The following is a 23,188-nucleotide window of genomic DNA, read 5'->3' as shown; positions in this document are numbered from 1 at the left end:
TCGATGCTCAGGCAGAGGCCTCCGCCCTGGCGTAACGGGTAGCCGTCCACTGCGACGACACGCCGGCGATCTTGTGGTCTCGGTAGGCGAGATCGCGCAGGGTGGCCCGGATCTGTGCTTCCGGCAGGGCGGCCTTGGGTCCTTTGCGATGGATGATCCAAAGTCCACGGCAAGGCATGGTGCTGTGCATCTGCACCGCAGCGGCCAGATCGGCCGGTGTCTTCACCACGGCGATCAATACAGTGGCCGCCTGCAAGTTGCGGGTTTCCGTCCCGTTGCTGAGCGCCTGCGCCAGCGCCTCATCCGGTACCGTGCCGAAAACGGCCGCGGGCCGGTCCGGGCCGATGCCGAGTTTTTCTGCCAGTGAAGGCGGCAGCGTCTGGATCTTGCGCAGCCATTTCTCGGAGACGTCGCTGCCGAGGTGCAGGGTCACGGTGTCGCCGTCGGCCGACTCGAAGGCCAGGACATCATCCTTGACGCGCGGATTCAAGATCGACGTGAGCACAAAACGCCGCCTGATGGCGCCACGCAGCAGGATCTCGTGGGACTCCAGCAGGGCTTTCACGTGCTCGCGTTGCAAGCCCAGTTCGCACAGTGCCTGTGCCTCATAGCCCATGCAGCCCTCCCATCCACCGCCATGGAGGGCAGCGACGAAAAGATATTAGTTCACGGCGACAACAATCAAGGCCACTGAAGCTGGGTACAGCTCACCCACGTTCGTGGGCGAGCACCTCGCAGAGATGGGCCAGATCGCCCACTTTTGTGTGCAGTGTGCCGGCTTGCTCATCGGCCGTGACAGCTTCTTCCTCGCGCACCACCCAGGCCGCTTGCGCACCGGCCCCTACGGCCCCGATCACGTCCAGGTGCCAGTCATCGCCCACATGCAGCAGTTCGGCCGGTTGCACACCCGCCAGTGCCGCTGCCGCATGAAACGCCTCGGCCTGGGGTTTGGCAATCCCTAGTGTGGCGGCGCTCAGGGCACCCTTGAAGAACTGTCCGATCCCAGCCTTGTGGACGCAGGCATTCCCGTTCGACAGCGCCACCAGAGGCAGCCGCTGGCTGAGTTGGGTCAACGCTTCCAGCACCTCGGGGTAGAGCTCCACCCGTTGACGTTGTTCAAAGAACACGTCGAACGCTTGTTGCGCCAGGGTGGGGTCTTCCTGACCGGCTTCGAGAAGCGTACGGATGGAGGCCAGGCGCAACGCGCTGAGATCGGTGCGCAGGGCCGGGAAATCGGCGTGGGCTTTTGCCCGATAGGTCATCAACGCGGCAGGTTCGGCCAGCAGTTCCCGGGTGCCGGGCGCATGGGTGCGCAGCCAGCTCAGAAGCGCCGCTTCGGCGCGGATCAGACAAGGGCGAAAGGGCCAGAGCGTGTCGTCCAGATCGAACGAGATCGCGCGGATGCGGTTCTTCTGCATAAATGTCGGGGCTGTGGTGCGATGCGCAGGGGTCGCCATATTCTGTCTACTATTTGTGTTGCCGCATTCGGCGAACCACATGAAAACGTCAGGGACTCAAACGCGGGAGGCAATGACTTCATGGTGCATGGCTATGCGGCGTTGCCGTGCCCATCGAAGCGCTGGCCGATAGCGGCCGCACGCTGATAATCGCGCGAACTGGAGCCTTTTACCCATGAATGACGACCTCGACCCGAAGCAGATCAATGCCTTCTGGAGCTGGCTGCTCTCCCATCAGTCCGACCTGGACACGCTGCAGTCCCCGGATGATGAATTCTGGGATGTACTGCTGGCGCGGCTGCAGGCAGTGAACGCTGGCCTGTGGTTCGAGGTCTCCGTGCCGGGCGAGAACGACCGCGAGTTCGTCATCACCGCGCAAGGCGACTGGGAGTTGTTCCCCCTGGTGGACGCGCTGGTCTCCGTCGCGCCGGACGTGCCGGGGTGGACCTTCGTGCCCTTGAAGCCGCCCATGGGGTTCGACTTTGGTATCCGTTATGAAGGTGTGGAGCTTGAGCCCAAGAACATCTGGTTTGAGCCGATGGTGGACCCGGATGCGCCGGAGGTTCTGGGCCTGCGGATCGCCGTGCTGGGATTCAATGACGATCAGGAACAAGATTTCGCCAACGGTCTGCTGTTGATCCTGGACACCGCGCTTGGCGAGAAATCGGCCGCCACCGATGTGGATCTGGTCGAGGTCTGTGAAATGCCCGAGAACCCTGAAGAAGAGGGCTTCCTGCCGCTACCCGAGTTGGGCAGCTACGTGGAATGGCGCAAGAGCCGCGCCACGCATTGAAGGGCTCAGCGCTTCGGATTGGCGGTTTGGCCTTGTTGTCTTCTCTCAAACACGGCCACATCGCCCTCGTCCGCTGACGCGAGGTCAAAGGCCATCATCGTTCGTGCCATCTCGCAAGGAAGGTCGCCGTTGCTGGCAGAGAAGCCGGGTGTCCGCCACTCGTTAATGGCTTCGACAATTGCCTTGAGCTCGCCCCTGGTGCGCGGTAGTTGCTCTGGTTTCGCACCCATGCGCTCGGCGTGGACCGTGGCGCCCAATTTTCCCAATGCCGACGGCTCCATCCTGACCGCATCCAACGCAAAGCCCTGGCAGGCGGCGCCAAGGGCGGGGTCGGTCGGGGCTGTTTTGCCGCAGGCCGTCCACAAGCCGGCGGCGGCGTCGAACCTGTCTGCAGAATCAATGCCTATCGTCGTCACGGCTATTGGCAGCAACTGCTCCGGGCCGCTATCCATCAACATGGCTGCACGCTTGAGCAACTGATTCTTGAGCGGGATGACGTGGGTAGCCGCCGCTGCGCCCTGGAGCGCCTGAATGGCAGACGCACGGTCTTTGGCCGCTGCTGCCAACGCCCACCAGGCGGTGGCGTTGGACGGATCCAACTGGATCCACCGCTGCGCGCTCAAGTGATCGCATGCGGGAAGTTGGCTCCTGGGGCATGCCCGCAGGGCCAGCCCGTAGACCAGAGGATTCGTTGTGCCCTGGGCCAACTGGACGATGGCGGCGTAGTCGTTTACCAGCACCGCGCCGGTCAACTGCCCCAATTCGTCTGGCGCGGTCCGTAGTTGCTGAGCCTGCTGACGGATATGGGCGTGGTTGTGTTGCTCCAAACGTTTTGTGCGTGCCTCTTCAGCGAGGCCGTCATCATCCATGAATGGGGCGCCACAGAAGCGTTGGCCAGAGGGGGGGGGCTGCGGCATTGGCCTGGCGGGATGCTTCTGCGGCCAGCGCCCATGGGTTTGCCCCGCTCGATGGTGCGGGCGAAGCAAGGCCTCTTGACGTGGATGGGGGCGTCAGCACGGCGGCCTGCCGCTCCTCGGGCCAAAGCCACCACGCCAGCGCGACCAATGTCAACGCGGCCATCGGGATGGCGATCTTCCAGGGTGGCTTGTCCAGTAGCTTGTTTTGAAGGGATCGGAGCTGCATTTTTCCTTGGGAGGGCACCCCTAAGCGGCTCACCGTCCAGCGACAGTGCGTCCGGCAGGGTAGCCCGGCTTCGAGTGTTCCGCCATGGGCTCAGACCTTCTTCACAAACTCCGACTTCAACCCCATCGCCCCGATCCCGTCGATCTTGCAGTCGATGTCGTGATCCCCATCGGCCAGGCGAATGTTCTTCACCTTGGTCCCGACCTTCACCACCAGCGATGAGCCTTTGATCTTCAGGTCCTTGATCACCGTCACTGTGTCCCCGTCCTGCAGCACGTTGCCCACGGCGTCGCGGATGACGCGGATCTCTTCGCCCAACGCAATCTCCGCGCCCGCCACGGCGGACCACTCATGGCCGCATTCCGGGCAGACCAGCTGCGCGCCGTCTTCATAGGTGTAGGCGGACTGGCATTTGGGGCAGGCGGGCAGGGTGGACATGAGACCTCGGGAACGCGGGAGGACCGCAGCGTAAAAAAGAAGAAAACCCCGTCGCTTTCGCGAATGGGGTTTCATTGGGGTGCCCCGACCGGGGCGGCCGGTGAAGTCTACCTGGGTGAGGTGGGCGCCATCCCTAGCCCGACTTTGCCGCTCAGTCTTGCTGGCCTGGACATTCGGCTGGCGCATCCCGATGGGATCGACTGTGTTCGAAGCAGTCCTTCAGATAATCAATGTCTGAGCCAAAGCCGGTCATGGGGCGCTGCCCGATGCCCCGCCAGTTCTCTGCCAACGCATCACGGATGGGCTGCACGGCCTTCATGTAGGCGTCGGGAAACGGGATCACTTCGAAGACCAGCGGGAACTCGATGTACCCCAGCTTGACCAGCGCCCCGAGCTGCTCATAGTGGTAATGGACGGCCGCGTAGTCCTTCATCGTGGCACTGAAGTAGAAATCCTCCCCGGAGCCGGCTTCCCGGATCAGGTCGACGACGTGCGGTTCGATATCGGGGACGCCCCTGCGCAAAAAATGCCTCGCTCTTATACGGATGGCCTCATCCTCCTTGAGGATGCTGTGGATCTGCTGAAGCGCCTGGAGCCGGGTGCTTGCGTTGGCGCGTTTACTGTCTTTGACCAAGGCGGCCAGGTGGCTGACGGACATCGCCACGCCGACGATGACGCTCAGGCCGGTGGCCATGCCGACCACTTTCTGCCAGTACGTGATCATCGTGTGTTGCGCACGAAAGGCCATGGACTCCTCTGACGGGTGGACGCGCATGGTGGACTCAATGCTGGCTCTGGCTGCCGTGGTGGAAATTGGGCCTCGGCGGCGTCGTGGACAGCGTCCTGGCTGTCTCACCGGTCGAGGTTGAGCGGGCGTCCGGTGATCATGCGGATCGCTCGGCGCAGCGCCATCCGAAATCCTCTGATTTGCGGCCTGCCATGCGCTGAGCTGGATCTCCGTGGGGTAGCCAAAAAGAAGAAGCCTCACAGGCTTTCGCATGTGAGGCTTGATTTGGCTCCTCGACCTGGGCTCGAGCCAGGGGTCTGCGGACTAACAGTCGGAGGGTGAGGTGCTCTATGCCGGGCGGTAAGCCGAAGATCTTGAACAGTTTTTACAAGGGTCAGTGTGGTTCGACCCTTCCAACAGGGGACCTGCCCGGCTTAGAAGCGGGCGGTCCATTTCCTTGCGGCCAGGAAACCGATCACCGCTCCCGCGACCAGACAAACCAGCATGAAGCCGAAGGACCACATCGTCCTTCATTCCGTCACCGGTAGTTTGCATGTCGGGTCAGCGATGTCATAACCCAACCACAGATACAAATGGGTTTGAAGCCGATCCCCTTGCGTGGCGTGAAGGTGAACTCCCTCTGAGCTTGTGCAGACTGTTGCTTTCATGGGCGAACCGTCCGGTGCACGCCCCTCAATCAGATAGTCTTGACTCCGCACGTGCTTGAAATCTCCCACCGCCGCCATCCCGATGAATGGGCCTTTTGGCCAATTCGAAGGGGCGCGGGACTCGTAGGTGAAAGCTTCGCTATCGGTCAGTTCGTTGCTGGCGACGATGTCCTCTTCGCTAAGCTTGAATTGCGATGCTTTGAGCTGCTGGCAGCATTGGGTGCCATGTTTTGGATCCGGGAACTGCAATTGAACGACGTGTCTCGGGTCCAGCTTCGCGGCCGAGATGAGGATGAGCTGCCCCTTGTTGGTCACCTTGATGATGGCAAAGTCCGGCGACGTGGCAGACATGGAAACGCCACTGACGCTCGCCAACGCGAGTGCAGCAATCCATTGCTTAGTGACCATCATCAGACCAGTGAGGTTTGTCGGCCAAGAGCTTGATGACGCCGTATGACTTGCCCACGGCATGAAGATCGCGCTCCTTTTCTATTTTCACTTCTTTCCCCTCGACGTCGGTCATCTTCTTTCCAATGCGGGGAACGCCGATTGGGAAAGCGCCTAATGTATTTTGGCAGCGCTTTGGCGGCGATTCACTTCAGTCATACTCCAACGATGAGAGGTGAAATGGCTGCCCGTCAATCACCGGCTGCCAGGTCCCCACAGCTGAGCGACCGCCAAGAAAAAGCCCCGACATCTTTCGATGACGGGGCTTCAGATTTGGCTCCTCGACCTGGGCTCGAACCAGGGACCTACGGATTAACAGTCCGAGGTGACGAGCACCATGGACGGCGGTAAGCCCAAGATCTTGAACGGTTTTCCCAGCGGCCAACCCTCTGCAGCAGGTCGAAACGAACTGTGCTCGAACCCTTACTCCCATAAGCTGAGCCGTCGATGGGAAAAATTAGATACAAATCAAGCTTCTAGGGAGGGTTCGCCCGATCGAAACTCGACATACAGAAGCTGTTCGACCGTTCCGGCACCCGACAGCCATGCTCAAACGCGCACGGTCCATTTCCTTGCGACTCGGAAACCCACAATCGCTCCCGCAATCAGACACACCAGCATGAAGCCCAAGGACCACATGTAGGCTTGCCCGATGTCGTCATCAGACCTGATGTACCTAGGGCCATACCAAGAGGCGAATAGCTCTACCAGTCCATACGAGGCGATAGCGAAAACGGCAGCGCCGGTGACCAGCCCTAGGACCCTCAGAAGGATGATTTTCATGGCATTTGCCAGAACCAGATGGCTTTGGCCTTCTTGTAATCACTCCACAGCCCCTGGATCGAGAAGCCTGTGGCGATGCGGAACCAAGAGGAGGTGTCCGTCATCCGGTTGCTGTTGAAAAGGTCGATGTGGTCGCCAGAATTGCCCGGCCCATAGTAGTCCTTGATGAAAATGACGCCATGCTTGCCCTTGAGCTGGTCAAAAGAGCTTGCGACATCGTTTCCGGCGAACTTCTGGACCTTACCCGGCAACAGAACTGCGTTCTTGTCGAGCCAGCCAGCCAATTCCTCTGCCCTGATCGCATACTTGGGCTTGTCCTTTTCCCAGGATCGAGTGCCCGCGAAGGTCTTCATGTCGATGCCCGAGCGCATTAGCGAGGCGGACATATTGATCGCGCACTGGTTTTCGTAGACCTTCTTGTCCAACAGCGGCGCATCCCCCTTGATGTTGGGATGATTCTTCCAGAGTTCCGAAAACGCGGGCATCGGTTCATCCTGTATGGCTATGACCGCATTGTCATTGGAGCGGAGCGAAGTCAGAGGTGACGTTGGTCACTCGTTCTGCGCGTGCTTCCTGGCCCTCCCGCTCCTTTAACACTAGGCCTTCATCAAGGTAGGCAGTTGGCAGAGCCCCTCATTGAGGATGGCATAGCCGTTTGCAAGATCGGCGGCCGAAAGTCGCGTCTTGCGAGGTCGCAGACCTTTCAGAGCCGCATACCTTCGAACGACAGCTCGTGTTGTCCTCTTGTCGGCCTTGGCGACCTCGCAGAGATTGATTGCGTCCCGGTAGTTGCCGACCTGCAGGAGAGTGGTATTTCGCTTTTCCCTCATGTAGGGATCACATGCATTGCAATATGCAGTTTGTTGCCTCGACCCTTTCCACGATGCGAGTTCCTACGGATTGCTCTGGTTAGTAGCCACCTCCGCCGCCGCCGCTGCCGCCCGATATAGGCATTCGAGACGGGGTGTAAAAGAGGAGGGCATCCAAATCGACGAACGACACAGCGCAAGACAACAGGAATGCGATATTCGCATTGGTATTCAGTCCGGCAGTAGTCACTTCTGCAGCAAACCAGCCGCGCTTGGTGCATTCGTAGGCAAAGAGCCAATATTCGTCCTTGAACGCGTCCGTCACTAGCCAGGAGCGCCAAAGTGTCGAGTCGAATGAAGGGGGAAGTGCGGCCTGTTCCTTCGCGATCATGGCGGCGACCGCAACAATTGCATCGTCCATCGCCGCAATAAGATCTTGGTTTCGCGTTTCGATCTGTAGATTGAGCAGCATGCTCACCCAAAGGCTCCAAACCACCTCGCTGCCGTGCCCAATTGGTGCGCTGGATTCAATCAGCGAATTAATCGCGGTCGAACCCATGGATACGTCGATAATGTGCCCTGACGTAATCCTATTGCCCAATAGGACATCAGCGACGAAGCGTAGGCAGCCCGGATCGGCAGTAACGCATTGCCAGAGAAGCTGTTGTGCAATCTCCCATACGTTGGGGCCAATCTGCACACTTTGCAGGGCTGAAACTGCGTACCTTAGGACGCCGTCTTTAGGTTTGTTCCGAGCGGCGACGAACGCGCGATTGAAGTAATCTACCCATTGAGCTCGCGAATTCGTGCCAGAGGCTGGAAGGTAGGATCTGAGGTTGGTAACGAAATCTGATTCAATTTCATCAGGCAGTTCGCAAATCTTGGTCTTGATTGGATTGAGTTGCAGCTCGAAGTCGCTTAGCAAGGACTCAAGGGTCGCCAATGCTGTATCCGCATCTGAGAGGCGCCGGAACGTCAACTCAATATCGTCGATAAATCTTGTCCCACCAAGAACATTGCAAGTGGTGTGAAGTCTTGAGTCAATTGGCGCCAGCAGTAGCTCTGCTATTCCTAGCGAGGTGTCTGGCCCAATTGGCACGCCTTTAGTTTGCCCGTGCTGGCCAGCTTGCACTTCTCGATCAAGGACATTGCCAAAGTAGCTCATGTCCCTCATTATTGTTTTGGCTGTTGACTTTGTATACAAGGCCCAAGGTATCGAGTGGCTGTATATCGAAGGGTAGAATTGGGCAATATCCGTCCGGAGTAGGTATCTAGCGCCAACCCTGGCCTTCGTGCGGGTGGCGGCGCGATCTGCTGGCGTGCCTGCAATAGCTCGCGGGCCGCCGCATGCGACATCTGGCTTCGTCTGCGAGTAGGACGAGTGGCTCCAATGTGCGGAGAGTGCAGCGCTATTGGCGTCAAACGTGCGCGCCAGCCTGAAATAGTTCACTGGATTCGGGATCGATAGCTTGCGGCGCAAGCCACCCGGTCGGGACAGGTTATGTTGAAGCGGCTGAGTCCATACCGCTGCTGCGGAAGAGAAGTCAGGGGGTAGCCCAGGCTGGCCGACCAAGCCCGCCAATGTCGCGGAAGAAAACAGAGGGGGTAGCTCTCTCGGTAGCAGACCTTTGCTCAATAGTGCGGCGTGCAATTCGGCTTCTCCCTTTGGAATTCTCGATGCGCCAATCGGTGCCGCAGTCGGTCCGAAGGCCGCGAGGCAGCAGCGCATGCTGGCTGTTAGTGTTGGGTATCGTAGGCGCTGACCATCGCTTATACCGCTAGGGGAATGCCCAGAGGAGCCCAAAACGAGCCGGAGCTGACTGAGGAGCGAACAGGGCGGGCGGCTAGGGCAGGCGAACACCTTTGCGGCTCGCCGTACCGACCATCAATCGCGGCCCCAAAGAAAAAGCCCCATTCGCTTTCGCGAATGGGGCTTCAATTTTGGCTCCTCGACCTGGGCTCGAACCAGGGACCTACGGATTAACAGTCCGGCGCTCTACCGACTGAGCTATCGAGGAAAAGTCTTTTCAGATCCTATCGACCTGATTCTTGTGCCGTTGCCTTCGGTCGGGCATTGGCTTGATTCAAAACTTGAAACACAACGAAGGTCCGAAGACCTTCGCGTTTTTTATCTCTTGGCTCCCCGACCTGGGCTCGAACCAGGGACCTACGGATTAACAGTCCGGCGCTCTACCAACTGAGCTATCGGGGAAAGGAGACCAAGAGTATACACAGAAAATTCAGGCGCTCACAAGAGCCATTCCACAGACGCACGCCAGGTGCGAACAGCGAGCGGATAGAGGTAAACGTGCTCGTACTGATAGGGAGATTCACGCCATGCCCTGCGGTTCGTGACGTTGTCCACGCCCACGCGCCACACCAGCGTCTGGCGGCCCAGCGCCTGTTCATAACGGGCACCCAGATCCACCCGCGTCCAGCTCGGGATGCTCAGGCTGTTGTCCGGCAGCACCATGCGCCGCCCTTCATAGACCAGGCCGGCCTGCAGCTCCAGGCCCGGCAACCCGACGCGCTGCCGCGCCAGCAGTTTGGCCGTGGTCTCCGGCACGTTCACCGGCTTCAGCCCGTCGAGGCTGGTGTCGGTGCTGCCGTGGCGCCGCGCATGCAGCTTCATCGCGCTGGCCTGCAGGCCGCCGCTGCTCCACTTGAAGTCGGCCTGCCCTTCAAACCCGCGATGGTCCTGCGTGCCGTCCAGGCGCCGCTGCAGATTGCCGGCCGTGTCCACGGCGACATCGCTCCAGGTGGGCTTGGTGACATCGAAATAGTTGACTGACCAGTCCACCGACCGGTTGCCCGCCTTCAGGCCGATCTCCCATTGGCGGCTGCGCATGGCTGGCAGCGCCTGACCCTGGTTCACATATTCCGCGCGGTTGGGCACCACGTCCGACTCCACGCCTTCTCCCCAACTGGCGTAGGCCATCAGTTCGGGGTCGATGGCGTAGCTCAGGCCCAGCCATGGCGTGGTGACGGACTGACGGTAGTTGGTTCGTGCCTCCTCCCCGGCCTCCACATTGACCTGGAAGCTGTCCCGACGCAGGCGGGTGTGGCGCACGCCCAGCCAGCCTTGCCAGCGCGGGCTCAACTGGACGGCATCGCGGAGATAGAACTCGGTGCTGCGCTCATCGCGATCGGTGTTGGCGCCGCTGAGCGTGGGGTCCGCCACGGTGGGCAGCGAGCCGGTGATGTCGCCCGTGCCGGCCCAGTTGTAGGCCTGGCCTTGCAGGCGGCTGTAGAAGCGGCTGAAGAGCACACCGGTGGACAGCTCGTGGCTCATGTCGGCCAGGCGCAGCTTGCCTTGGGCGGAGAGATCCAGCGCGCTGCTGTTGCGGTGCTCGTTGTCGCTGCGGAAGTCGTACTGGTCGAAGGTGCCGTCGGGGCAATAGCTGCTGGCCCAGTAGGTGCCGTCGCTGGCGGTACAGCCGAACGGGTAGGCCAGCCGGTCATCGGTGACCAGGCGCTGAACGGCGCCGTGCGCCTGCAACTTCCAGTCTGCGTTGAGCTGATGCTGCACGCGCAGCGAGGCTGTGCGCCCCTCAAAAACTACCGGCTGGCTCCAGGCCTGGTTGTTGAGGTTGGTGCGCGGGTCGATGCTGTGGGCGTCCGGGAGTGTGGTGCCCAGCAGGCTGAAACCGGCCTGGGAGGGCTGGCTTTGGCGGTTGAGTTCCACTTCTGCCTCCACCAGCGTGTCCGGGCTCACGCGCCAGTCGCCGGCCACGGCCATGAGCCAGCGCTTGCCCTTGGCGTCGTGAAGTTCGGGGTCCAGATGGGCGGCAGCCAGGTTCACGCGCAGGCCGAAGGCGCTGTTGTGGCCATAAGCGTCGGAGAAGCGATGGCTCCAGTCCAGCGCGCCTTCCACCGTGCCACTGCCGCTGACGCCCAGCGTCACGCTGGTGAGTTCCACGGTCGGGCGCTTCACCACCAGGTTCACCAGGCCGCCGGGGGCGCTGGTACCGGCCTGGATGCCGCTGGTGCCCTTCAGTACTTCAATGCTGCTCTTGTTGCTCAGGGGCAGGGCGGTTTCCGCGTTGATGGGCAGGCCGTCGCGGCGGTAGTTGAAGCGGTTGTCCAGGTCGTAGCCGCGGATCTTCAGGTAGGAGACGTAGCCTTCGGAGTTGTAGCTGTCGCCGACGCTGGCGTCGATGGAGGTCAGGCCGGCGAGGGTGCTGAGTCCACGGTCGGCCAGTTGGTCACTGGTGATGACACTGGCCTGCAGCGGGAGCTTGGCCACGGGCGTTTCGCCAAACCCGCCGACCGTCAAGGCGGATTGGGCGTTGCTGCCGCGTACGGTGACGATGGGGAGTGGGGTGCCGGTGGTGGTGTTGCTGCTGCTGCTGTTGCTGTTGGCGCCGGCACTGGTGTTGGTCGTGGCGCTGCTGGACGCCGCAGTATTGGCGCCGGCTGTGCGGGCCGGGCTTGTGGTGTCCGAGGCGGTTTGCGCCCAGGCGTTGGCGCCCACACCTGCGGCGAGCAAGGCGGCAGCAAGTGTTGTCGGGCGGCGAGCGAAGGCTGCCGGGGAGAACGGGAAGAATGAAGATGCCATCGTGTAGACCGAATGCGATGGCAGGTGGGCAGACCGTGCGCGTCATGCTTGCACCGTTGAGCGCCGGTGCAGAGGCTGGACGGGCCGGAGGGCCCGAAGACGCGAGAGACCCGGAGGTCGGTAGGCTTGCTTCCCTGCGCGAGGATTAACTCGGGCCATGGATCTCTCCACAGCCTGGCAGCCGAAGCTGCCGATCAGGTTCAAAGGGACTTTCTCAGCCGGCTGGGTCTCCCCTGCCAGCACCCCTAGCGATCCCGGCGCAGTGCACCGGGCTGCATCATTCTATGCCGCGACTGTCCCGGCTATGCAGTGGCGACCCTTCCGGCAAGGCGCATGCAGCGCCAAGCTCGACCAATCCATATCAATTCCTTGCAAACTGCGTCGAGGTGGGCGACTCGATATCTGGCGACGCCTATAACGCGCTGTCATGAACCGGCAGCCCGGCCTCCCGTATCGCCTTCTCGATCTCCGGCTGGACTTTGCGCGCTGCCTCCAGATCCTGACGCGCCCGGTCGGCGTCGCCCAACTTCAGCCACGCCAGGCTGCGCCCATACAGCGACCAGGCCTGCGAGGACTTCAGTTGAATCGCCATATCGAAGGACGCCTTCGCGTGCGGAAGGTCGCCCAGGCGCAGGTAGGTCCAGCCCAGCGAATCATGGAAGGCGGATGACTGGCTGTCCTTCTCGACGGCGTGCTTGCAGTCCTGCAATGCAAGGCTCAGTTCAATGTGGCGGGCGGTCCGGAGGAAACAGCGCGCGTTGAACGCGCTGCCCAGCCTGACGTCACGTGAGTGACTGCTGATCCACCAGTCCCACTGCTTGAGTGCCTCGGTCACGTTGTTCAGGCGGTCATACATCATGGCCATCCTGAAACGGTGGTCGGCGTCGCGCGGCAAGGTGCTGTCCAGCAGGGTCAGATCTGCAAGTGCGAGGTCGCGCTCATTCATCCATGTGTACAGCCCGGCCCGCAAAAAGCGGGCGTCGTGCAACCTGGGGTCAAGGCCAAGCGCCTCGTTCGCATCCTTGAGCGCGGCTGAGCGATTCCCCATCGATTGCTGAATGCGCCCGCGCGTCAGGAACTGGCGCGCGACATCCGGCTTGAGCGCGATGGCACGGTCCATGTACGCGAGGCCGTCGGTGTATTCGCCAAACTGAAGTGCCAGTTCACCGCGACGGGCCAGCACTTCGACGTCCTCCTGCAGCGGCGGTGGGGCCGCCGTCGCAAACCGAGGATCGAAGCGGTTCTCGGCAGCGCCGGCCTGTTTGGCAAAGACCGCACCGCCATTCCAGGTCGCGAAGATCTTTCGCTGCAGGTACGAGACATAGACGCGGTGTGCCATGAGGTAATCCATCCCCAGCCACATGCCGAAGTCGCCCCCGGCATCGAGGTCGTCCACCGCCAGCCGCTGGTCAGTGATGCGTTCACCGCCGAGTTGGAAGCTGTCGATATCGGTCACCCAGGTGGAGGCTTCCTTGTCAGTCCCCAGCGTTTGAAGGCGATCCTCTGGAATACCAGCCTTGCGGGCCGTGCTCAGGAGCAGCGCCGAGGCCTGCGAACCGGTGTTCAGGAACGCCACGGTCTTGACGTTGTTGATGGTGACCGGCACGCGGATCGACGTGTCGCTGTCGCTCAGCGAAGACGCCATCGGTGCGGTGATGACCGGTGCATCACCGGCCCAATAAGCCAGGTTGACCTTCTCGCAATCGCCCTGCGGGAAGACCAGCCGCACCACACCGCGAGCCAGGTCGTATTCGGTATCCCCGGCTGCGAGGATGTTGCGCCCCAAAATGCCCTGGATGCCAAGGCCCGGGTTGAAGTCGGCAACGAGGAAAGACACCTGTCTGAGTTCGAGGTCGCCCAGGGTCAAGCGGTCGACCTTTGTCGCATGGACGTCGATGGCGCCCTTGTCGCTGCTGAGGTGAGTTCCGAAAGGAACCGGCCCTTCCGGCAGATTCAGTGCCTTGGCGGCTGCGGGCAAGAGCATGCTGTGCTCAACGCCGCTGCCCACCATCATCGGCACGTCCTGACCATTGACTCTCAGCAACGCGACGGGCCTTGCATGGACCACACGCACCGGGATCGCCGTCGGTTGCATCTTGCATTCGCCGGCCCAGGCCATCGCCGGGATCAGCGTCAGCGCTGCGCAAACGCCGGCCACGGATGCCCATTGCGGGACGACTTTCGCGCCCGCCTCACTCTTTCCTCGCAAAATGAACTCCCTTGTTGGCCTGCCGCGTGCGGCTCGCCGTTGTTGGTCTCAAGGCGCATCGGCCGCCAGGGTGCAGAACTCTACTGCATCGAACAGCGCTGGTTCCGTGTTCAATAGGTGTTGCGCCAACAACCCGGTGGCCCACACCACCCCCTTCCAGGCCATGGACCCCCGCCCGCCAGTGTCGTCACCACGCCGCTGTCACCGCCGTCCGCCGTTTCCCCGGCCGCAGTGGTAGTAGAGTGCTCACCATTCGCTGCGGTCAGCCGAACCGTAACCGCCGAATCACCCCTGTTTGAGAAGGAAACCACAACATGCCCAAAGGCGTACAACGCAACGATAAATCCAGCAAGAAGCCGAAGAAGGACAGCGGTTCTTCCAAGGAATCGTCTTCGGTCTCCGACCGCCCTGTCGCGCCGACCACGTCGGTCGCTCCCAAGGGCAAGCTGAAGAACAAGCCGGCCTGAGCACCAGGCTGGCCCACGGCGCAAGCCACAGCGTCAGACGGCGCGCTCACGGCGCCATGAAAACGGGGCCGGCTCTCGCCGACCCCTTTCTCTGACTTAGGCGCCTTCGCCGCCTTCGCCACCGAGCCCGCCAGGGCTCGGCGCGCCTGCCTTACTTGGCCAGCAGCGACTTGACTGCGGCCTCCAACTGCTGGTCTTCTCCCTTGTCCAGCTTCGCCTTGTCGTTGGGCACCACCAGGTCCGGCGTGATCAGCGCGCGTTCCATGAAGTCGCCGTTCTGCGCCCGGAACCCCACCTGCGGAATGCCGAAGTAGGTCGCACCGTCCTGCATCGTTTCCCACCACACCGCCGTCCCGGTGCCCGCCACCGGCATGCCGATGAGCTTGCCGATGCCCAGGTGCTTATAGGTCCACGGGAAGAGGTGGGCGTCCGAGTAGTTGCTCTCGCTGATCAGCACCGCTGAAGGCTTGACCCACTTGGCCGTGGGCTCCCAGCCGAGGCTTTGCCCGCGCGGCAGGAACTCCAGGTACTTCTTGCCAGACAGCAGCGTGGCCAATTCGTCGTGCAGGTTGCCACCGCCATTGAAGCGGGTGTCCACGATCAGGGCCTCCTTGCCGCTGGCACGGCCCAGCGCATCCGCATAGGTCTGGCGGTAGCTGGCGTCATTCATGCCGCGCACATGCACATAACCCAGGCGGCCGCCGGAGAGCTTGTCCACCAGCGCACGCTCGCGGCGCACCCAGCGCTTGTAGAGCAGTTCGCGCTCCGCGCCGATGCTGATGGCCTTGAGCACCTGCTCGAAACGCTTGCCGGAGGCCGGGTCCAGCACCGACAGCACGACCTGCTTGCCTGCCTTCAGGTTCAACATGGAGTCGAACTCGGCGCCAGCCGCAATGGTCTGGCTGTCGATGGCCTCGATGACCATGCCGGCCTTCAGCTTGTTGTCCGCCGTGTCCAGCGGCCCGCCTTCAATCACCTCGATCACCTTTACGCCTGCGCCTGACCAGGCCTGGTCGTAGAACAGGCCCAGCGACGCCGTCGCGTCACCCGAGGGCGGCGGGCGATACCCGCTGCCCGTGTGGGAGACGTTCAGCTCGCCCAGCATCTCGCTGAGCAGCTCGGCGAAGTCGGTACCGTCCGCCACATAGGGCAGTTGGCGCTCATAGACCTTGCGGTAGTAGTCCCAGTCCACGCCGCCCATGTCGGTCACGTAGAGCTTTTCCTTCGTCTGGCGCCAGGCGTGGTCGAACATCTGGGCGCGCTCGGCGCCACGGTCAATACGCAGCTCCGCCGTGAAGTTCACCGGTTCGGGCCGGACATCACCCTTGCCGTCGCCCTCGGGCACCTTGAACTTCTGCACGCGGCCGCCGGCCATCACGAAGCCGTTGGCGCCCTTGGCATCCAGCCACAGGGCCACGGATTCGCTGCGTCCGCCCGGCAGGCTGCCCACGCGGCGGCTTTCCTTTTCGCGCAGGCGGCTTTGCCACAGCTCGTAGCTGTCGCCCGTCTTGAGCACGTAGAACAATTGCTCGCCGTCCGGCGTGACGGCGAAATCGCGAATATCGCCCGAGGCGGTGGTGAGCCGTGCCACACGGTCGTCCAGCCCCTCGGCCTCGATCACGACCGGCTTGGCGGGTTCTTGCTTGTCCTCGGCCGTCTTGCCATCAGCCTTGCCGTCACCCTTGGCGCCGGACTTGTCCTCCGCCTTCTTCTCTTCCTTTTTCTCGGCTTCCTTCTTTTCCTCCTCCTCGCGCTTCTTCAGCTGCGCGAACTCAGCCTTGTCCAGGTTGTAGCGGTCGAAGGCGGCACGGGTGAGGAACATGCCAAACACGTCGGCATCGGTGCGCGCACCGCCGCCACTGCCGTGCAGGCCCTGGCGGTCGGACAGCCACACCATCATCTGGCCCTGGCGGGCAAACAGCGGATGGAGGTCGTCATAGCCACTGTGGGTCAGGTTGGTCAGCTTGCCGGAGCCGTCCGCCGGCACCACGCCCACCTCCTGGCCCCAGCGGTTGCGGTCCACAAACTGCACCAGCAGGCTCTTGCCGTCCGGCGCCCAGTCAAACCACTGGTCGCCGTCCTCGTAGGAGTAGGTCTGCTCGGCCGCCATCACCACCCGCGTTTTCCCAGAGGCGATGTCCAGCACGTGCAGCGCCGCGCGGTCTTGCAGATAGGCCACCTGCTTGCCGTCCGGCGAATAGCGCGGCTGGAAGTTCTGGTGGCCATCCTTCAGCAGCACCTTGGTCTCCACACGCGGGGCGTTGAAGAAGCTGGGCACCGCCTTCTTGTCGCCCACGAGCGTGGTCTCGCACAGGCTCCATTGGCCGGCCTGCTCGCACGCATACAGCAGCTTGCGGCCGTCCGGGCTGAAGCTCACCGAGCGCTTCTGACCAGGGCCATCGGTGATGCGGCGGGTGTTGCCGAATTCAGCCGACGTCACAAAGACCTGGCCGCGCACCACCACCGCCACTTCGCTGCCGTCCGGGCTCACGGCCAGGTCGGTCGCGCCGTCGGAGACCTTGACGTTCTCCACGCTGGGCACCAGCGCATCAGCGTTGATGCTCACCCCCACCTTGCGCGGCTGCGCGTCGTCCCCGGCCTGGGTGTAGAGCTCACCGTCATAGCCATACGACAAGGTGCCGTCAGCTGCCACGGAGAGGAACCGCACCGGGTTCTTGCTGAAACGGGTGATCTGGCGGGCGGCCGCCGGATTGTCCAGAGGCATCTTCCAGACATTGAAGGAGCCGCTCTGCTCGCTCAGGTAGTAGACCGACTTCTCGTCGGCCGACCAGACCGGATCGCGGTTCTCGCCCCCGCTGCTGGTCAGCTTGCGGTGCTGGCCAGTCTTGGCATCCCACAACCAGATGTCCCGCGCCACGGGGGAGATGTGGTGCTTGCGGAAGGCATTCTCATAACCCTTCCAGTCTTCATAGACCAGCTGGGTGCCAGCCTTGTTGTACTGTCCCGCCAGCGCGGGCTCGCTGAACAGCTGCTCCGGGCGGCGACCGCCGTCGATCGCCACCTGGTAGGCCTCCCCCAGGGCCGGGGAGGGGAAACCCATGTTGGTGCGTGAATCCTGCCGCTGGGCGGAGAACAGCACCGACTTGCCGTCCGCCGTGAAGGCGAACGGGGTCTCCGGCGCGGAGTTGAAGGTCAGCCGGCGCGACGGGCCACCTTCGGCTGACACCACAAAAACGTCGTCATTGCCATAGACGTTGGCCGCATAGGCCAGCAGCTTGCCGTCCGGCGACCACACGGGTGCGGCGTTGTGGCGCCCGTTGGAGACCAGCAGCCGGGCTGTTCCGCCCGAGGAGGGCACCAGGAACAGGCTGCCCTGGAAGGTGAAGGCGATCTGTTTCCCGTCCGGCGAAATGCTGGACTGCCGCAGCCACAAGGGCTCGGTCACCGGCCCGAGCGCCGGTGTGGGGCCCTGCGCCTGTACAGCAGGGAAGGCCATCATCAGCGCCAGTGCGGCGCCCGCGAGTTTGAATCTCATGACATGAACCGGACGGGTTAAAACCGTTGAGTCTAGGAGCGAGACCCCCCAGGTGTCCTTAGACACCCCACACCCGGGGGCGATGCGTGGTGGCGCCGGGACGCTCAGCGGCCCCCCAATTCGTCCGGTCGTGCCCGGTCGTGCCCAATCGTGCGCAATCGTGCGCAAACGGCCGGGTCGTCCCCCATGACCCATCCCCTTGACGCTCGTTTACGATTCCTGCATGAAAAACAGGGAGGGTGGCGCCAACACGCGCCAGGGATCCGATTGGTCCCGCATTGACGGTCAACTCGACCGAGGGCTGTACCTGCAGCTCAACGGCGAGCTTGATCAATGGCTGACGGCTTACCAGCAAGGCGATGTGGCGGCCGGCATGCGTGCCGTGCGCGCATTGCGCTATCTTGGCGCCGAGCGCCAGGGCGACGCGCTGGCGCTGCGGATCGGCCGCCGGTTTCCGGATCACCCCGGTGCGCGGGTGGTGCAGCTGCGGCAGGTGCTGAGCCACCAGGGTCCGTTTGCCTACTGGCGTGCGGCCCGCCGCTGGCCGTTGCCCACGCAGGCACTGCCGGCCGATGCTTCACCGGCTGAGCAGGAAGCCCGCGCGGATGCGCTGTCGCTGCACGCCTTGTGGCTGTCCGATCTGCGGGACTTCAATGAAGCCATGCGTCTGAGCGACCAGGCCCTGCAGGATCGGCCCGGCGACCCCTGGCTCCATGTCGAACGTTCCTACGTCCTGGTGCGGCAGGACCGCTACCAGGACGCGCTGGCCGCTTGCGACCAGGCGCTGGCCCTGTGCCCGGGCTACCGCGCAGCCACCCAGCACAAGGCCCATCTGCTCACGCTGCAGCAACGGCAGGACGAGGCGGTGGCGCTGTTGGCCACCACCCTGGCCGGCTGTGAATGCGGCCCGCTGGCCGTGCAACTGGCCGACCTGCATGTGGAGCGAGGCCAACATGAGCAGGTGCTTGCGGTGTTGGCGCAGGCCGAAAGCCTGATGCCGCGCCTGGACAAGCTGGCGGCCGGCCGCCTGGCAGCCCGCCGTGCGGATGCGCTGCTGGCGCTGGGCCGCCAGGAAGAAGCGCGCGTGCAGGCGGCCCTGGTACCGGGCAAAGGCTTCTACGCCGATCTGGCGGTCCGTCTTGAACATCCGCCTGAAGGGGCTGACCGTGTGCTGCTGCGCCTGCCATTTGTGCGCCAGCACTGGGCCACCTGCGCACCCGCCACGCTGACCTCGCTGTCGCAGTACTGGGGTTGGGCCGCCGAGCACCTGGAGGTCGCCCAGGCCATCTGCTACGACGGCACTACCGACGTCAACGAGCGCCTTTGGGCACAGGGCCGCGGTTTCCATGCCCGGGAGTTCCGGCTGGACTGGCCCACGGCCTGCGCGCTGCTGGATGCCGGCATCCCGTTTGCGCTGATGACGCAGTTCACGGCTGGTGGCCACCTGCAGGCCGTGGTCGGCTACGACCGGATGCGCAATTCGCTGCTCATTCGTGACCCCTTCATGCCGCACCATGCGGAGTTCGAGGCGGATGCCTTCTTCAAGGGCCAGGCCATTCACGGGCCGCGGGCCTTGCTGATCCTGCCGCCGCAGGAGCTGCACCGGATCGAAGGTCTCACCCTGCCCGAAGCGGAAGACTGGGACGTGCTGCACCGGATGCAGGCCGCCCTGGACCGCCATGACCGCGATGAGGCGGTGCGTGCCGTGGCCGAGCTGCGCCAGCGGGCCCCGGACAGCCGCCTCTACTGGCGCGCCTACCGGCAGCTGGCCGGCTACGACGGCAACGACCCGGCCCTGCAGGAAGCCACCGATGCCCTGCTGGCCATGTTCCCCGACGACGTGAACCTCAAGCTCAGCAAGGCGGGCTCGTTGCAGGAACTGGCGGGCCAGCAGGCCTGCGAGCGTTATCTGGAAAGCGTGGCGGCGGGCCCGTTGCCGGACCCCTTGCTGCTCTCGCGCCTGGCGGACCTGCTGTCCCTGGACAGCCGCCGCATGCCCCGCGCCTGGCACAGCCTGCGCCGAGCGCTGCGGCGTGCACCCGCCCAGGGCCGCCTGTGGTGGCAGTGGGCCACCTTCGAATGGAACCATGGCGACCGGCAAGCCGCCCTGCAGGCCTATCGCTGGAGCGCCTGCCTGATGCCCACCGACGAGTCCGCCGCTCGCTCCTACATGCGTGCGTGCCGGGTGCTGGGCCAGACCGAGGTCGGGCTGGACTTCCTGCGTGAACGTGAACGGGTGTGGGGAGACCGCTCCAGCGCGCCGCTGATGACCCTGCATGAAATGCTGGACCTGCTGGAGCGTGGCGAGGAGGCCGAGGCCGTGCTGCAGGCTGGCCTGGCGCGCCGGCCCGACGACGCACCGCTGCGCCTGTTTGCCGCCGAGGAGCGCCTGCGCCGCCAGCGGCTGGATGAAGCCGAAGCCTTGTTGCAGGCCGCGACCCAGCCCACCAAGCAAGCGAGCGTGCTGCGGGTGCGCGCGCTGCTGGCGCAAGCCCGTGGCCAGTTTGACGAGGCCCTGGCCTGCGCGCAGGAAGCCGGCGAGCTGGAGCCGTTTGTGCTGTCCCATCACCGCCTGCGGCTCACGCTGTTGTCCCGCCGTGAGGGCAAGGCGGCTGCGCAGGCCTGGCTGCGTGAACTGGCCGCGCGCCACCCCGCGCACTATGGCCTGCACCGGCTGCTCTATGAATGGATGCCCGACCAGGCGGATGAGGTCCGCGCGGTGCTGAACCAGATGCGGGAGCACCATCCCCATGACGGCTGGTTGCGCCGCGAGATCGCGGTGCAGGCCAGCCGCCAGGGCCGCCATGACGAGGCACTGGCCGAGATCCAGGCTGCGTGCGAAGCCGCACCGGAGCGCGCTGAGTCCCATGCCTCGCTGGGCTACGTGCTGCTGCGCCGGGATGGTTATGACGCGGCGGCGCCCGCCTTCCGCCAGGCCCTGCGCCTGGACGCGGACCATGAATTCGCCATGCGCCAGTTGATTGGCGCAGCCCCGGACACTGCCCGCTGCCTGGCCGCCACCGATGCCGTGGCCGCCGAGTTGCAGCGTCAGGTGGTGCTGGGAGATGGCTGGTTGTCGTTCCAAGCCGTGGCCTGGCGCGGCTGGCCGGCCCCCCGCCTGGCCCGCTTCCTGTTCCGCGCCTTGCGTCAGCGGCCCGACGGCTGGGAGGTCTGGGTGGCGCTGGCGCGCCAGTGGGTGGAAATGGGCCGGGGCCGCCGCGCGCACCGGCTGCTGTCCGAGGCGGTCAGCCGCTTCCCGCTACTGCCGCGCCTGCGTCTGGAACTGGCCGAGGCCCTGCGGATGCTGGGTGACCGCGCCGAGGCCTTGCAGGTCAACGCCCAGGCGCTGGCCATGTCGCCGGGCTGGAACCAGGCCGTTCGGCTGCAGGCCCACCTGCTGGTGGAGCACCAGCGCAACTACGCGGAGGCCGAACGTGTCATCCAGCGCGGCCTGCAGCACAGCCACGATGACGACGACCTGATCGGCCTGCTGGGCTGGATTTACGACGCACAGATGCGCAACGACGAGGCCCTGGCCGAGGCTCGTCGCTCGCTGCTGCTCAATCCGCGTCCGGACTGGATCTGGGGTGTGGCCCGCCGCGCCTGTGAGCGTGGTGAGCGGCTGCATGACTTCGATGCCCTGGTGGCCGAGGTGGTGCAAAGCCGCCCGGGCGATGCCTGGGCCTGGGCCGTGCAGGCCGAGCATGGCCGTGATGACGAGCAGGCGCTGGTGGATGCACAACGGGCCATTGAACTGGACCCCAGGCTGGAGTCGGCCTGGCAGGCCCGGTTCGAGCGGCTCTCCCGGCTGGGGCGCTTTGCGGAGATCGAATCGCTGGTGGCGGCCTTGCCCTGGCCCGATGCCCCGCCGGTCTCCCTGCGCGCCTGGCATGCGCGCTGCGCCTGGCAGCGTGGCGACCGCCAGGAGGCCATCCAGCGTTTGCGCGGGCTGGTGGCCGAGGCGCCACATCTGGAGCAGCTCTGGCGAGACCTGGCCGACTGGCAGGACACCGAGAACCTCAACGAGGCCTATCTGGAATCCGCGCTGGCGTTCCAGCGTCTGGCCCCGCACCGGGCCCTCAGTCAGGCTTATGTGGGCCACGCGCTGGTGAAGCTCAAGCGCTTCGAAGAGGCCCTGCCCCCACTGCGACGGGCCGTGGAGCTGGAGCCCGCCTACAACTTCGCCGTGAGGCAGCTCTGCCTGGCTGCGGCGCAAACCCAGTCGCACGACGATGCCGAATGGGCGCTGCAGCAGGTCTGGCCCCACGCGCAGGAACCCGCCCACGCCCTCATGGGCGTGGCGGCGGCCCGCCGGGCCGGCAACCTTGCGCGGGCGCTGCAGTGGCTGGACCGCCTGAGCGCCTTGGCGGATTCGCAGGACATGAGCTATTCACGGGACGCCTGTGACGAAATGGTCTCCGGCGGTTGGGGTGAGGAACTCCGCGCGCGGCAACTGGCCGCCATCGAGCGCGGCGACGGCCCGCCCGGGCTGGCGGTGCACTGGCTGGCTCACGAATATCGATCGCGCGGTTACTGGCGCACCCTGTTCAAGGTCAGGCGGCTGCTGGCGCAGGGCCCCAAGCCGGTGTTGATGCGCGCGTTGATCGAGTGGCTGGCGGATCAGAAGATGCCGCTGGCCCTGCAGTACTTCGTCAGCCGCCACGACGCGACCTTGCGCAGTGATCCGCAGCTCTGGGGTGTGGTCAGCTACGCGCTGCTCAGCCTGGAGAAGGAAGGCGCCGTGGTCCATTGGATGCGGGACTGGCGGGACCAGCCGCGTGCGCCGGTCTGGGCCCTGGGCAACCTGTGCGCGGCGCTGGCGTCCAAGGGGCAATGGCAGCATCTGGCCGACGTGGTGCGCGCCGCACTGCCCCGCGCGCCCTATCAGGAAGACATCCGGCTGTGGCAACTGGTGACGCTGGCGGAGGCCGGTGATGGTGACCGGCTGGCGCATCAACTGGCCCGCCGCCATGAGTGGTCGCCGGATGCCTGGATGCAGCCGGTGCTGACGGTGTTGGAGACCTTTGCGTCACTGATGCGAGAGCGTGGCGGTGCGGGCACCGTCCACGCATTCCGGCAGTCCCTGCAGGTGACGGGGCATGCCTCCCGCGTAGGCGGGCGGCTGCGGCGTGCCGCCCAGTGGCAACATACGCCATGGCGCCAGCAATGGCGCTGGTGGCTTCCGCTGTGAGG

The 23,188-nt window shown here is 64.0% G+C and carries 15 protein-coding genes, 2 tRNA genes and 1 riboswitch; of the genes, 3 read left to right on the top strand and 14 right to left on the bottom strand.

Features of this window, described 5'->3' with window-relative positions; genetic code table 11:
* Window positions 1–7: 7 nt before the first annotated feature.
* Both BMY53_RS04425 and BMY53_RS04420 read right to left on the bottom strand, forming a co-directional pair.
* Entirely contained in the window at window positions 8–616 is a 609-nt protein-coding gene (locus BMY53_RS04425) for a hypothetical protein (RefSeq protein ID WP_092944082.1), read from the bottom strand.
* Window positions 617–707: 91 nt separating this feature from the next.
* The gene (locus tag BMY53_RS04420; RefSeq protein WP_255370030.1) at window positions 708–1,499 is read right to left on the bottom strand and encodes an HAD family hydrolase; all 792 of its coding nucleotides are present in this window, start codon (window positions 1,497–1,499) and stop codon (window positions 708–710) included.
* Window positions 1,500–1,632: 133 nt separating this feature from the next.
* Here BMY53_RS04420 and BMY53_RS04415 point away from each other — a divergent pair, with 133 nt between their 5' ends.
* Window positions 1,633–2,250: a hypothetical protein gene (locus BMY53_RS04415; RefSeq protein ID WP_092944078.1), complete on the top strand. Its 618-nt coding sequence runs from the start codon at window positions 1,633–1,635 to the stop codon at window positions 2,248–2,250.
* A 5-nt stretch (window positions 2,251–2,255) separates the two neighbouring features.
* Here the strand turns inward: BMY53_RS04415 and BMY53_RS04410 are convergent, their stop codons facing one another.
* The 11 genes from BMY53_RS04410 to BMY53_RS04350 all read right to left on the bottom strand — a co-directional run bounded on the left by BMY53_RS04410 (window position 2,256) and on the right by BMY53_RS04350 (window position 14,032).
* Window positions 2,256–3,119 carry a hypothetical protein gene (locus BMY53_RS04410; RefSeq protein ID WP_092944076.1) on the bottom strand — a complete coding sequence of 288 codons (864 nt, stop codon included), beginning with the start codon at window positions 3,117–3,119 and terminating at the stop codon, window positions 2,256–2,258.
* 364 nt (window positions 3,120–3,483) lie between these two features.
* Window positions 3,484–3,831: a zinc ribbon domain-containing protein YjdM gene (locus tag BMY53_RS04400; protein ID WP_092944072.1), complete on the bottom strand. Its 348-nt coding sequence runs from the start codon at window positions 3,829–3,831 to the stop codon at window positions 3,484–3,486.
* 151 nt (window positions 3,832–3,982) lie between these two features.
* Window positions 3,983–4,579: a hypothetical protein gene (locus BMY53_RS04395; protein ID WP_143073922.1), complete on the bottom strand. Its 597-nt coding sequence runs from the start codon at window positions 4,577–4,579 to the stop codon at window positions 3,983–3,985.
* Between the two features lie 509 nt (window positions 4,580–5,088).
* Window positions 5,089–5,637, bottom strand: a complete 549-nt coding sequence (locus BMY53_RS04390; protein WP_092944068.1) for a hypothetical protein — start codon at window positions 5,635–5,637, stop codon at window positions 5,089–5,091.
* Complete coding sequence (locus tag BMY53_RS26290) at window positions 5,624–5,749, bottom strand: hypothetical protein (protein WP_255370029.1); 126 nt, start codon at window positions 5,747–5,749, stop codon at window positions 5,624–5,626. Before BMY53_RS26290 ends, BMY53_RS04390 begins: the two co-directional genes overlap by 14 nt.
* A 703-nt stretch (window positions 5,750–6,452) precedes the next feature.
* On the bottom strand, window positions 6,453–6,941 hold the full coding sequence (locus tag BMY53_RS04375) for a type VI secretion system amidase effector protein Tae4 (RefSeq protein ID WP_092944064.1): 489 nt from the start codon (window positions 6,939–6,941) through the stop codon (window positions 6,453–6,455).
* A gap of 424 nt (window positions 6,942–7,365) precedes the next feature.
* Window positions 7,366–8,994, bottom strand: coding sequence for an RNA-directed DNA polymerase (locus tag BMY53_RS04370; protein ID WP_092944062.1), 1,629 nt, complete (start codon window positions 8,992–8,994; stop codon window positions 7,366–7,368).
* Window positions 8,995–9,207: 213 nt separating this feature from the next.
* Window positions 9,208–9,283: transfer RNA gene (locus tag BMY53_RS04365), tRNA-Asn, on the bottom strand.
* A gap of 118 nt (window positions 9,284–9,401) precedes the next feature.
* Window positions 9,402–9,477 (bottom strand) — tRNA-Asn (locus BMY53_RS04360).
* A 36-nt stretch (window positions 9,478–9,513) separates the two neighbouring features.
* Window positions 9,514–11,823: a TonB-dependent siderophore receptor gene (locus BMY53_RS04355; RefSeq protein ID WP_143073920.1), complete on the bottom strand. Its 2,310-nt coding sequence runs from the start codon at window positions 11,821–11,823 to the stop codon at window positions 9,514–9,516.
* 114 nt (window positions 11,824–11,937) lie between these two features.
* Window positions 11,938–12,080: riboswitch (TPP riboswitch) on the bottom strand.
* Window positions 12,081–12,235: 155 nt separating this feature from the next.
* Window positions 12,236–14,032, bottom strand: a complete 1,797-nt coding sequence (locus BMY53_RS04350) for an aspartyl protease family protein (protein ID WP_143073919.1) — start codon at window positions 14,030–14,032, stop codon at window positions 12,236–12,238.
* A gap of 314 nt (window positions 14,033–14,346) precedes the next feature.
* Here BMY53_RS04350 and BMY53_RS25850 point away from each other — a divergent pair, with 314 nt between their 5' ends.
* On the top strand, window positions 14,347–14,499 hold the full coding sequence (locus BMY53_RS25850) for a hypothetical protein (RefSeq protein WP_177200712.1): 153 nt from the start codon (window positions 14,347–14,349) through the stop codon (window positions 14,497–14,499).
* Between the two features lie 151 nt (window positions 14,500–14,650).
* On the opposite strand, the gene BMY53_RS04345 is transcribed toward BMY53_RS25850, so the two are convergent.
* Entirely contained in the window at window positions 14,651–17,995 is a 3,345-nt protein-coding gene (locus BMY53_RS04345; protein ID WP_177200711.1) for a S41 family peptidase, read from the bottom strand.
* A gap of 223 nt (window positions 17,996–18,218) precedes the next feature.
* On the opposite strand from BMY53_RS04345, the gene BMY53_RS04340 reads away from it, so the two are divergent.
* Window positions 18,219–23,186: a C39 family peptidase gene (locus BMY53_RS04340; RefSeq protein WP_092944054.1), complete on the top strand. Its 4,968-nt coding sequence runs from the start codon at window positions 18,219–18,221 to the stop codon at window positions 23,184–23,186.
* Window positions 23,187–23,188: the final 2 nt, after the last annotated feature.

Source organism: Roseateles sp. YR242, assembly GCF_900109745.1.
In the GTDB taxonomy this organism is placed as follows: Bacteria; Pseudomonadota; Gammaproteobacteria; order Burkholderiales; family Burkholderiaceae_C; genus Roseateles.
Note: the sequence above shows the minus strand (reverse complement) of the source record. Positions and strands in the feature narration are given on the sequence as shown.

Coding starts and splice junctions, on each gene's coding strand:
- BMY53_RS04425 (WP_092944082.1), bottom strand. CDS start 616: ATGGGCTATGAGGCACAGGCACTGTGCGAACTGGGCTTGCAACGCGAG.
- BMY53_RS04420 (WP_255370030.1), bottom strand. CDS start 1,499: ATGTGGTTCGCCGAATGCGGCAACACAAATAGTAGACAGAATATGGCG.
- BMY53_RS04415 (WP_092944078.1), top strand. CDS start 1,633: ATGAATGACGACCTCGACCCGAAGCAGATCAATGCCTTCTGGAGCTGG.
- BMY53_RS04410 (WP_092944076.1), bottom strand. CDS start 3,119: ATGGATGATGACGGCCTCGCTGAAGAGGCACGCACAAAACGTTTGGAG.
- BMY53_RS04400 (WP_092944072.1), bottom strand. CDS start 3,831: ATGTCCACCCTGCCCGCCTGCCCCAAATGCCAGTCCGCCTACACCTAT.
- BMY53_RS04395 (WP_143073922.1), bottom strand. CDS start 4,579: ATGGCCTTTCGTGCGCAACACACGATGATCACGTACTGGCAGAAAGTG.
- BMY53_RS04390 (WP_092944068.1), bottom strand. CDS start 5,637: ATGATGGTCACTAAGCAATGGATTGCTGCACTCGCGTTGGCGAGCGTC.
- BMY53_RS26290 (WP_255370029.1), bottom strand. CDS start 5,749: ATGACCGACGTCGAGGGGAAAGAAGTGAAAATAGAAAAGGAGCGCGAT.
- BMY53_RS04375 (WP_092944064.1), bottom strand. CDS start 6,941: ATGCCCGCGTTTTCGGAACTCTGGAAGAATCATCCCAACATCAAGGGG.
- BMY53_RS04370 (WP_092944062.1), bottom strand. CDS start 8,994: ATGCGCTGCTGCCTCGCGGCCTTCGGACCGACTGCGGCACCGATTGGC.
- BMY53_RS04355 (WP_143073920.1), bottom strand. CDS start 11,823: ATGGCATCTTCATTCTTCCCGTTCTCCCCGGCAGCCTTCGCTCGCCGC.
- BMY53_RS25850 (WP_177200712.1), top strand. CDS start 14,347: ATGCCCAAAGGCGTACAACGCAACGATAAATCCAGCAAGAAGCCGAAG.
- BMY53_RS04345 (WP_177200711.1), bottom strand. CDS start 17,995: ATGAGATTCAAACTCGCGGGCGCCGCACTGGCGCTGATGATGGCCTTC.
- BMY53_RS04340 (WP_092944054.1), top strand. CDS start 18,219: ATGAAAAACAGGGAGGGTGGCGCCAACACGCGCCAGGGATCCGATTGG.